The sequence below is a fragment of the Sphingopyxis sp. BSNA05 genome, from assembly GCF_013265645.1.
GTDB lineage: Bacteria > Pseudomonadota > Alphaproteobacteria > Sphingomonadales > Sphingomonadaceae > Parasphingorhabdus.
On record NZ_PYIA01000005.1, the window covers coordinates 15706 to 27265 of the forward strand.

The window sequence follows — 11560 nt, forward strand, 5'->3', positions numbered from 1 at the left end:
CGTCACGCCTCCATGGCCCGTAAAGAAGAAAGCCGCTTGAGCACAAACTCAGGCGGCGCGTCCGCTGCGATCTGTACCCGGACATGCTCGGCCGACGGATCAGGCGTTGTATCTCCGGCAAAACCTGCGCTCGCCATCGTCTGACACCCGCCCTTGCCAAAAGGCGAAACCGTTTCCGCAGACGGGAAGCAATAGGTGGCATGCTCAAAGTCGGCATGACCAAGGAGCGTGATCGTGCATCCGGCGTGATCAGCAATCCGGAACAGCGACCCGGACTCGGCTAGCTCGGCTCTCTCCGGTTCGTCCATGCCCACAATCTCGGACTGAATCGCCATAACCGCGCGGAGAATATCACCCAGCGCCATCGAAGCGATATCGAGTGCGTCCTCGTCATCACCACCAATAGCGGCAGGTCCCGGCAGAACCGAGACAACCTTGTCCGCGCCCGCCGATACGGCCAGCGCGGTCATTGCCCGACCAATTGTCTCCAGCAATTCGCCCTCACCGATCGCTTCATCCAAAGCCTCTGCACGGGCTTCCCCGTCATCGCCCGCATCACTCAGATAGCGCTCCAGCAACGGCGCAAGTGGCAGAAGCAGATAATCAGCCCCCAGCAATTTGATCGCCTCGTCGCAGAAAAGCCCGATCGAGTCCGGCTGTCGCCATGGATCCTCGCCGCTTCGCAGCAAGGCGACTGCATAATCATACGCTTCCAGCCACAGCATCCGTGCCATCAATCAGCCCTGACGCGCTTCGGCGAGTTGACGCTCGAGCCTGGCGATCTTCACCTCCAGCGGGTTCGGCATAATGACCGGTGGATTGACCTGCCCGGCAGGATAATAGCGATCCGGCGATCCGGCGTAGACCATCGCCGGGTCTTCCCATGAACCATAATAAGGCAGGTTCGCGGGCGGCGCATCGATCACGAAATCGGCGCAATAGTCCTCAAACGACATGCTCTCATCCAGCCGCTCCTTGCGCGCTTCGTCGCGGGCCAGTCGCGTTGCCGCTTCATCAACGATGCGTGTTTCCGGATCAAATACGATGCGATAGATGCGCCAGACGACATCCTCGGAGACCAGGTCTTCCTGAAAATCGCGCATCGCCTCTTCCGGGTCCCTCTCCAGCGGATCGCCGAAGCCGCCGCCGGTTCCCTGCGCGATCATGTAGAGTTCGCCGCGTTCGGCCAGCGAATAGGGCATGAACATCGGATGCGTGCTATATTCGCCCTCCGGAAAAGGTTGCTCGTTCATCAGTTCCTCTATGGAGTAGCGGAACTGCGAAGGATCGCTCTGCATCGTCTCGAAGACATCGACATTCGATATCCGGCACAGCGGATAGGTGGGGCAGCCATAACCGCCGAACAGTCCCGGAACATTAGGAAATTTCGAACCGATGGCGGTCAGCATGAAACCCCAGACCGGGCTGTCGCGCAAGGCCAGAATCATCTGATAGCCCATGCCGCCGCGCTGGCGGCCAAAGCCCTGATTATCCTTCATCAGTTTCTTGGAGACGAGCTGCACGAAGGGCATTTCCTCTTCCATGAATTCCTGCTCGCCCAGATCGGCCATGGTCGCGAATATCGGTGCACAGCTATGCTGGCCGTCGCGATCGGAAAGCGCGCCGCCGCCCATGCCGTTAATATCCGCACAGACGTTGCCGACCATCTCGCCATGCTGGGTAACGCCGCCAAACAGGAAGGTATTGATCATGTTGAACCAGGGCGCGATCACCCGGGTATATTTGTCCGGCACCGAATAGAGATATTTCATCACGCATACCTGTGCGACGCTCCACGATGTGAAGACCGACATCATGCTTTGCGCATTGGGCGTACCGAAATCCGGTTTGAGGATAGAGCGTTCGTCGAAGATGAACTCGATCGGTGCCAGCACCCCCTGATTGCGGGGCAGATCAGGCCAGATATAGGTCAAGAAAAGTTGCGCGAGCATCCCTTTCAGCGTGATATCGAGCGAATTGTTCGACCGGTTCGTGAATTCGGGCGAAGAGCCGCGATAGTCGAAGATCAACCGGTCACCCTTCTTGGTGAGGGCGAGGTTGATCTTGATCATCGCATTTTCACGCAATGTTCCGTCGGTCCACCAGCTGTGCCGGACCGTGCCGTCCGGCCAATCCTTCAGCCGCTTGCGAACCTCTACATCAGTATCTTCAAGGTTCGAGCGCAAGCAGGCGACGACCGCCTCGAGGCCAAATTCGCTGATCGCTTCGTGCATCCGCTGCTCGAGCCGGCGACAGGTAAACATCTTTACCTTCATATCGGCATATTGCAGCTTGGGTTCGCGCACCGAATTTTGCAGGAAGGTCACAATATCGCGCCGTAACGTGTAGTTTTCGGCGACACGGAAGGGCGACATTTTCAGCCCTTCGTCCCAGACCTGCTCCGCCATGGATGGCATGCCGCCCGGCTCGATCGCACCATTTTCGCCCTCATGGACAGTCGCGCCAACCCAGGCGACAAGCTTGCCCTCCCAGAATACCGGCATCATCATAGACTGATCGGTATTGTGCGCCTGTCCGTAGCGGGCATCGTTGACGAGAAAGGCATCGCCCTCGCGCACGCCTACCGTGGGCTCACTCGTCCAATATTTGTTGATGAACTTGATCGGGTATTGAACAAGGTTGCAGAAAATGACGACGCCGCCGGTGCTGGCCAGGCTGAGATCGCCACTCGCGGTAAAGATAGCCGAGACGCAATCCCCCCATTTTGCCCCCGGCGCTGCGCCCATACTTTCTAGCATGTCGAAACTTTCATTCGCTCCGGCGAGCAAGCGTTCGCGGACGATTTCCAGCCGTGCCGGATCCGTCTCTGCGGCCAGACTTTCATGCTCAAGCGCAGTCCGCTCCTCCATACCATGATTGTTCATGATCAGGGGATCGGGAGCCAGAAACAGGCTGGTGTCGCGCAAAAACTCGCTGACGCCTTCGTCTCCGGTTTCAGGTGTTTCTCCGCTCTGCGAGTCGTTCGGGTCGAGGGTCATTCTGCTTCTCCAACTATGTCCTGGCGTTCAAGCCAGCCTGCGCCATATTCGCCGACCGACAGCCGCCAGCCCGGTTCAACCAGAAAGGTGGTCGATTCAGAAATAACGACCGATGGGCCTTCGACCACATGGCCGGGCTCAAGCGTTTCGAGGCGATAAAATCCCGTCTTCGTCGGCTCGTCGCGGCCGATAAAGTGGCAAAGCTTGCGTTCTGCCGGTTCTGGTGCGGGTCTCAGCGTTTCCGGGTCTGGCAGCACCTTTGAAAAGGCGAGCTTTGGTGCCCGGACGAAACTGGCAACGCGGACCGTGTTGATGCGGATGCCGGCTTCGGGAGCCTGACTGCCTTCGCCAAACCTTTTGCCATAATCGCGTCCAAACAGAGCGATCAGTTGGAGCAGTTCGCGATTGCGGGTGATGCGGTTTTGACCAACCACAACGGCGGTTTGAGCGAGCTGGTTGCCATAGCGCATGTCGAGCTCAAGCCGATGCTCGATTTCATCTTCGGCATAACCCTGCCGCACAAGATCAAGCCGACCGCGTTCTTCGAGCTGTTCGACGATGACGTTGAAGCCATCAAAATCGGAGAGCAATTCGCGCGTCACACTGTCATAGATTTGCAGATAGACGGAGCGTTCGTGGATATGGAGCTGGTCCATATTGCCCGCGCCGACAGCCGAGAAAATAGCGCTGAACGGCGGCACCAGAACTTTTTGATGCCGATCGCATCGGCGATGCCGCAGGCATGCAATGCACCATTGCCGCCGTAGGCGAGCAAGGTGAAATTGGCCGGTTCATAGCCCCTGGCACGCAATTCCTGCGCAATGCCATTGGCCATGTCATTATCGACCTTTTGCTTGACCAATTTGGCCGCCGCCACCGCATCAATATCCAGCGGTTTGCCGATATTGCGCCGGAACATATTGGTTGCGCGCTTCTCGCTGAGCGTAATTTGTCCGCCGGCATAATTGTCGGGTTCAAGATAGCCGAGCACCAGATCGGCATCGGTCACGGTGACATCGCGCCCACCCTTGTCATAACAGGCCGGCCCCGGATCGGAACCCGCGCTTTCGGGACCAACTGCAACCGTTCTGCGCAACCGGTCGTAACGCGCGACAGAGCCACCGCCTGCGCCCAGCGTCACGAGATGCACCATCGGGATATTAACCATCCAGCGGTCGATCACCGGGTTGAAATCGTAGAATTTCACGCCGCCTTCAACCACCAGGCCGATGTCAAAGGACGTGCCGCCCATGTCGCTGCATACGACATTGCCAAGATCGGTCTCGGCGGCGAGATGTTCTGAAGCACCGATGCCGGCAACCGGACCGGAGTGCAATGTCTGGAGCGCATCGGTTGAATTCAGCTGTGCCATGCCACCGGAATTATGGACGACCTGCATCGGCCGATCATGGCCATTGTCGCGCAGGTTCAGTTCCAGCGTCGACAGGCCAAGATACATCGCCTTGTGCAAAAATGCGTCGACGATGGCCGAGGATGTCCGTGCATATTCGCCCTTCCGACCGGCCACAAGATGGGCGAGGATGATCGGTGCCGAACCCAGCATATGCTCCGGATATTCACTGCGGATCAGTTCCTCGACACGCAGCTCATGGGCCGGGTTGACGACCGAATTAACAAGACTGACGACAAAGGCCTGGGCCCCGCGATCGACCAGTTTACGCACCTGGGCCCGGACATCTTCCTCGTCGAGGGCCATGATTACCTCGCCATTCTCCGAGAGGCGTTCCCGCACACCGGCGATCAGCGGAATCGGCACGATCGGCTCGGGGCGCTGCGCCATCGGCAGATCTTTGCGGTAACGATCCGGCAAGCCTTCACCATAGCCACGACCGCGGCTGAGCGGGACACTGCTCTCGAAACCGGCGGTAGTGATCACACCGATAGACGGACCGCGACGCTCAATCAGCGCGTTGGTGCCGAGGGTCGTCGCATAGCGAACGCTATCGACCTCTCCCATCACCTGTTCCAGCGTAAGATCAAGCTGCTCGATCGCCTGACCCAGCGCGGCATTAAAGCCGAGCGCCAGATTCTGATGCGTGGTCAGCGCCTTGGCGGAAACATAACGATCACCCCAGACCAGAAAGCAATCGGTAAAGGTGCCGCCGATATCGACCGAAACCCGCTCCATTATTCGCCCCCCTTGCGGTGGTGATGCTGGGGCGGGACAAATGCCGGTCCAATTGCGGGTTCGGTCAGCGCTTCGCGGTCCGCCCATTGCGCTTTCAGCGCGTCAATATCGAGTTCGATATCATAGGCTGGCGGATGGCCGGGTGGCAGATACTCAACCTCCATCTGACGCGCGCAATGCGGGCAATAATATTCGACGATACGCGTCCATTCAGGATCGGGCGCGAAGGTGAATTCATAGCGGTCCTTGTCGATAATCGGCGCATGAATATCTTGGGGATTGCGCGGACGAACGCGCAGGAAGGATTTGTAGTTTTCGCGCGCCGAACCAAGTTCGGTCTCGCATCCGCGGCACTGCCAGACCTCTTTTTCGAGATCGATGACAAGCGCGTCGGTGATAAAAATATGCATATTCAGGCTCCCTTGCGCTCGATGAGCAGATCGTGATTGCCGGTGACGGTGAAACGCCAATCAGGGCGTATCCAGGCGGTGAAAAACTGCTCTTCCACCAGGCACGGCCCGGTTGCAGTTGCACCCGGCTGCAAGTCTTCCAGCCGATAGAGCGGCATCCCGCCCATGGCCGATCTGGCTTGTGCAGTCGGTGCCTCATGCCGCTGACCCGCAGCGGCAAGCCCAAGGCCGATGGAGGGCATATCCCGAACGACATGCAGTTCAACGAAACCGGATGCATCAGGTGAAACTTCGGAGAGCGGCTTGCTGTGCGCCGCGTCGCCCTGACCGATCACGGCCTGCCAATCGGTCTGACAGTCCCGGAGCGCAAAACCTTCGCTTTCCATGGCGCGACCAGCTTGCTCTTCGAGCAACCGCTTTGCCGCATCGATCGCTTCGGCACTGAACGCCTCTACCGGGTGGCTATGGCTGTGCCGGATCGGGCTGAAGCCGATGCCGAAGGCGCTAAATACAGCGGCAAACCGCGGCACCAGAACACGGTCGATCCCCGCCTTCTCGGCAATACCGCAAGCGCTCATCGGACCGGCACCGCCAAAGGCCAGCATCGCATCCAGTCCCTGCTCGCCTGCCAGTCCGGTGATCGCTCCGGTAACCTTCGCCTCATAGGCATCGATTGCTGCCTGAATTGCCGCATCAAGATCAATGTCGAGCGGTTCGGCAATATGGGTGCGCACCGCGTTCTTTGCGCGCTCGACATCCAGAGCAAGCTTGCCCCCGAAGAAGCTGTCAGGATCTAGAATGCCTGCAAGCAACATGATATCGGTGAGCGTCGCATTCGTGCCGCCCCGGGCAAAGCAGGCCGGGCCCGGCAAAGCGCCCATACTTTCCGGCCCGACCTGGATGGCGCCATTTACAACCTTGAGGATGGAACCACCCCCGGCGGCAATGCTCGGCACATCGGCAAGCGGAAAGGCAATCGGCGCGCCTTCGACTTCGCCGAAGCGACGCTCGGCAACCTTGCCATCTTCGAACAGGGCAAGATCGGTCGTGGTGCCGCCAATGTCGATCGACACGAAACGTTCAAATCCGTAATGATCTGCCAGAATCGCCGCTCCTACGGCGCCGCCACGCGGTCCGGAAGAATAGGTATGCAGCGCAATTGTCCTGGATACGCGGGTCGATCCGCCATCATTGCGAAACACGAGCAGCGGATTGCGCGTCCGATGCTGCCGCAACCGACTTTCCGCATGATGCAAAAACTGCTCCATCGAAGGATGGAGAAACGCATTGATCAGACCAGACCAGATGCGCCGCTGCGACGATGCGCCGGGGGCAAGATCAGTCGAAAAGAGCAAGGGCACAGCACCCAGCAAATGCCGCGGAAACGCCGCGTATAGCGCCCGCCGCAAATCGCTCTCGACTTGCGCCGCGGCTTTGCCGTCAAGGCAGAGCACCAGCCGGCTCCCACCTTTGGCAATCAGCGTACGGACCGCTTGAATGACTTGTGCTTCCGTCGCGTTACCGATTGTCGCAAAACGATCACCGACGAGCGCATCAAACAGATCTGGGGCTGCCGCTTTGGCCGATTCAATTTGCACATCGTTTGAAACCAGCAGCCCGAGACGCGGACCCTTGCGCTGGACAATCGCATTCGTACCCTGCGTTGTCGAATAGCGCAGATGATCGATCGAAGCGACAAGACGAGTGAGACCACCCTCGTTTCCGAGTTGCTCCCCCAGAGCCTGCAGACCGTTCATCAGGCATTCGGTAAGATCGTGAGGTGTCGTCACGGTTTTGGCGTGAACCACCTTTTCCCCGTCGAAAGCACAGATATCGGTTAACGTACCGCCATTGTCGATATTGACCAGCAGACCCATGCACTCATCCTCCCTTGCGGCTCCGGTGAGTCATCCCACCCTTTTCTGCCGTTCGAGAGAGTCCCTAGGCCCAAGCCACTACCCTCCACCCCACCCGAGTGGGTAGGTTTCGCTTATTCAATCAATTTGAAATGTCGGGCCGCCTGAACCGCCTGCATGCGATTGCCGACACCCAACTTGGCAAAACGTTCCGCAAGTGAAACTTGACGGTATTCTGGGAGACCGCCAGCCGGTCGGCAAGATCCTTGTTCGAATGGCCTTTGGCGAGGAAATGCAGGATATCTATCTCGCGCGGGGTCAGATTTTCGTGCGGCCGGGCCAGTGCCGTAGCTTCCTCTTCGTCCGGATCGGAAATAGCGATCTCTTCACTGGCTCCGCCTTCCGCCGCCTTGACGAGCAATTTTACATAGCGTGCGACGTCATCCACAGCCCAATCGGGATCATGGGTGAAATTATCGTTCGCCAAATGATTGAGCATACGGATGGCAGCAGGCCCTTCATCGAGAAAGATGCGGTACATTCGGGCCGGTGCGGCAAGAGCAACCGCCTCCATCATCACGCGTCTGGCATGGCCAAGCTGCCCGTCCATCTCCAGACTGATCGCCAGCAATGTCTTGAGACGGATCAACCGGCGAACACGGTGCTTTACCGTAGCTGTGCGAATTTCCGACTGGATCATCGCACGGGCCTCGGCATGACTTCCCTTGTGGACGAGCAAACGTATATAGGTGATGCGCTGCACCTCAAGCTCACCGCTGGAATAAATGAGCTGGCTCTCGGTTGGCAGTCGCGCTTCGGAACCCAGCGCGCCGAAGCGGCGTTCGGCTGTGCTGATATCACCCTGCAAGACGGCTTCGCGAACCAGTTCCGCCCGTCCGCAATCGACAAGTCGGCTCAAGCCATATTTATGGCCCGAATCAATCAGATATTCATAAAGCTCTTGTGCATATTCGGGCTTTCCTTTCAACCTGGCGATGCGGGCCAGTGTCACGACGCCTGAACAGAGCGGGTCGACAATGCACTGTTGCTGGATCAGCGGAAGATAATCGGTAATCACCCGTTCGGCTTCGTCTATCTCGTTGCGCTCGTATAAAGCTTCGCCCAGCGGCGCGGCGACGACGCCACCCGCCATGATGCCACCGGGCCCTTCGACATCCAACTCCCGCAAGGCGCGGCGCAGATCATCAATCGCTTCGCCCAGCAGGCCTTGCGACATTTTCAGGCTAGCATGGATGGCATTGGCATAGGAGCGACCGAAATAATTGCGCGCCTTTTCATGGAGCGGGCGAGCGCGCAGCAGCAATTCGTGCGCTTCCGGAAACTGGCTCTGCGCGCCGAGCAAAAAGCATAAGCGTTAAAGGCCACCGCCTTGGAAAAGGATTGATCATCGCCCAGCCACTTCTCGGCATCCCTGGCCCGTTCGCCCATCTCGACAACCCGGTCTTCGGCCGCAAGGACGAAACACCGGCGAACCTCCAGCTCGGCCGCTGCGACCGCATCACCGTCGGATTCGGCAAGCGCTGCCTCGCAATGGTTCAGCAGCCGGTGGGCCTTGGCGAACTGGCGGCGGAATCCATAGGCGATTACCGCTGCGTCGAGCAGCTTGGTACTGCCTAGCAGCACATGCTGGTCAAGTTTCTCAAATAGCGAGACCAGCAGCCCCAGCCGCTCTTCCCGGACAAGCTGTTCGGCTACTTCCTCAAGACAGGCAGCTGCGCTCTCCTGCCGTCCCGCCGCGAGATAATGGCTGATTGCAACCTCGCGCATATCTTCCACCGCAAACCAGTCTGCGATCCTGACATGGCGCTCCGTCAATGCTTCCGGGCTGTTTTCCTGTCGCACCTGGGTTCGCAGAAAATCGCCAAAAGGGGATGAAAGCGGAACCAGTGCCGGTCTCCGTCAACCGGATCAAGGAACAGCCCCCCGTCAGACAGGCGATTAAGGAGGGCACGGCCTCCCGTGCCGCCCAGCTTGTGATTGACCAATTCTGCACAGAGTCGATCGGCCAGGCAAATGCCGAGTAACGCTTTACGCGTTTCGGCATTTTGCAGAAGAAAGACTTCCTGAGCAAGATAGTCGACGACCTCTTGCGTCATACCGCTTCTCAGCGCTTTTGCTGCCCCTTGTTTCTGCGAAGCGAGCGAGAGGTTGATAAACTGGAGCGCCGCGGGCCAGCCATCAATCCGGCTATGCAGTTCGCGCACTTCTTCGAGTCCCAACCGACAACGCTCCGACAGAAACTGATAGGACTCGCCCAGATCGAAGCGCAAATCGATACTGCCCAAGACGATAGCCCGACCCGATAGTTTCAATCGGGCGCTGGAGAGATCGGGCATCGTCCGCGTCGCAACCGCGATCCGCTTGCCCGGTGGCAATTGTTCGATAATCTGGCCAAGCAGCGCATCGGCCTGACCATGAGCAAACTGGTCATATTCATCCAGCAGGAGTAAAGCAGGGCCATTGATGGCGGAAATCAGTGCAGGAATATCGCGGGTGGTGCGTCGCAGCTTGCCGCCGGTATCCTCGATCAAGCGCTCGCAGGTCCCGATAAACATCTGCACAAAGCGCGACAGGTCACCGTCCTGAGACACCGGGGTGATCCACCCGACCGATCCACCGGCATCCACTTGGACCGCTGCCAATTGCCGCAACAAGGATGATTTTCCATAGCCGGCCGCGCCTGCGCAAGGATCAGTTGCGCACTGCTCGACTGGATACGATCAAGAAGGCTCTCACGCCGCAGATCCACCAGTCCACTCTCCATTTCCGGCCGTGTTTTGCCGATTGTGTTTTCGTTCCCACCCATTTTAGTAGCCAACCCGATCTCTGCCCCACCCTTTTGGGTGGTGTAGTGACTTAAGTCCGGTCACAGGCAAGGGTCAAGGTCGCCATAGAGCCCGGCCAGATTTTGAAGACCAAGATTTGCAGGAGAGCATGATGTCCCGCTCCGTGATTATTGCAGGTGTGGCGATGACCCCATTTGCCACGCCAGCCAAAGCCCGTGATTATCGCGCGATGGCAATCGACGCGGTCGCCGATGTGCTGGCGGATGCTGGAATTGCTTATCAATCAATCGAGCAAGCCTATGTCGGTTATGTCTATGGCGACAGCACCTCCGGCCAGGCCGCGCTCTATCCGAGCGGCCTGAGCGGCATCCCGATCATCAACGTCAATAATAATTGCGCGACCGGCTCGACGGCCCTCTGGCTTGCGCGTCAGGCGATCGCCAGCGGAGCGGCGGACTGCGTTATCGCGCTGGGTTTCGAACAGATGAAGCGCGGCGCTTTGGTTAGTGTGTATGATGACCGGCCAGACCCGTTGGGCGATTTTCTCGATACCTGCGAAGCGCGGCTGGGCGCGTCAGACAGCCCGATGGCGCTGCGCCTGTTCGGCGGTGCTGCTCTGGAATATCAAGAGCGATATGGTGCGGAAGACCGTACTTTTGCGTTGATCGCAGAAAAGGCGCGCCGCCATGCTGCGAATAATCCTCTCGCCGTTTTCAGGGAAGCGCTGTCCGCCGAAGCGATCCTGGAATCGCCTCATATGTATGGCCCCCTCACTCGGTTGCAATGCTGTCCGCCAACCTGCGGTGCCGCGGCTGCCATCCTGTGCAACGAGGCTTTCGCGGCTCGTCATGGAATTAGCACCGACATCGTCATTGCCGGCCAGGCGATGACGACAGATCGGCTTGATTCATTCGACGGCGAAAATCTTGGCACAACCGTAGGTGCAACCATGTCGCACAACGCGGCAAACCAGGTATATGAAGCCGCGGGGATCGGTCCGGATGATCTCGATCTGGTCGAATTGCATGACTGCTTCACGGCCAACGAACTGCTAAGCTATGAATCACTGGGCTTGACCGAAATCGGCACGGCGGAGCGTTTCATCCGCGACGGCGACAATAGTTACGGCGGGAAAGTGGTTACAAATCCCTCTGGCGGCCTGCTGTCCAAGGGCCACCCGTTGGGCGCCACTGGCCTCGCCCAGTGTTTCGAGCTAGCAACGCAATTACGCGGCGGCGCGAGTGCACGGCAGGTCGAGGGTGCGCGCCTGGCGCTGCAGCACAATATCGGATTGGGCGGCGCCTGTGTCGTCACATTATATGAGAACAGGGCCGGACGT

The 11560-nt window shown here is 58.6% G+C and carries 10 protein-coding genes; 1 reads left to right on the forward strand and 9 read right to left on the reverse strand.

The features are described from left to right. Positions 1–2 precede the first annotated feature (2 nt). The 9 genes from C8024_RS00645 to C8024_RS00680 form a co-directional block, all read right to left on the reverse strand. Positions 3–734 carry a hypothetical protein gene (locus tag C8024_RS00645; protein ID WP_173202576.1) on the reverse strand — a complete coding sequence of 244 codons (732 nt, stop codon included), beginning with the start codon at positions 732–734 and terminating at the stop codon, positions 3–5. Positions 735–737: 3 nt separating this feature from the next. Next, positions 738–2999: a hydantoinase B/oxoprolinase family protein gene (locus C8024_RS00650; protein ID WP_173202577.1), complete on the reverse strand. Its 2262-nt coding sequence runs from the start codon at positions 2997–2999 to the stop codon at positions 738–740. Further along, the gene (locus C8024_RS19880; protein WP_217271905.1) at positions 2996–3655 is read right to left on the reverse strand and encodes a hypothetical protein; all 660 of its coding nucleotides are present in this window, start codon (positions 3653–3655) and stop codon (positions 2996–2998) included. Before C8024_RS19880 ends, C8024_RS00650 begins: the two co-directional genes overlap by 4 nt. Beyond that, entirely contained in the window at positions 3598–5148 is a 1551-nt protein-coding gene (locus tag C8024_RS00655) for a hydantoinase/oxoprolinase family protein (protein ID WP_217271906.1), read from the reverse strand. Before C8024_RS00655 ends, C8024_RS19880 begins: the two co-directional genes overlap by 58 nt. Next, positions 5148–5558: an acetone carboxylase subunit gamma gene (locus C8024_RS00660; protein WP_173202578.1), complete on the reverse strand. Its 411-nt coding sequence runs from the start codon at positions 5556–5558 to the stop codon at positions 5148–5150. The genes C8024_RS00655 and C8024_RS00660 overlap by 1 nt, the downstream gene beginning before the upstream one ends. 2 nt (positions 5559–5560) lie before the next feature. Further along, positions 5561–7435: a hydantoinase/oxoprolinase family protein gene (locus C8024_RS00665; RefSeq protein ID WP_173202579.1), complete on the reverse strand. Its 1875-nt coding sequence runs from the start codon at positions 7433–7435 to the stop codon at positions 5561–5563. Positions 7436–7556: 121 nt separating this feature from the next. Next, positions 7557–8738, reverse strand: coding sequence for a LuxR C-terminal-related transcriptional regulator (locus tag C8024_RS20650; protein WP_173202580.1), 1182 nt, complete (start codon positions 8736–8738; stop codon positions 7557–7559). Next, positions 8654–9250, reverse strand: a complete 597-nt coding sequence (locus C8024_RS00675; protein ID WP_173202581.1) for a hypothetical protein — start codon at positions 9248–9250, stop codon at positions 8654–8656. The genes C8024_RS20650 and C8024_RS00675 overlap by 85 nt, the downstream gene beginning before the upstream one ends. Continuing rightward, entirely contained in the window at positions 9247–10089 is an 843-nt protein-coding gene (locus tag C8024_RS00680; protein WP_173202582.1) for a hypothetical protein, read from the reverse strand. Before C8024_RS00680 ends, C8024_RS00675 begins: the two co-directional genes overlap by 4 nt. Positions 10090–10369: 280 nt before the next feature. Here C8024_RS00680 and C8024_RS00685 point away from each other — a divergent pair. Then, the coding region (locus C8024_RS00685; RefSeq protein WP_254305427.1) for a lipid-transfer protein at positions 10370–11560 on the forward strand (1191 nt) is incomplete at its 3' end.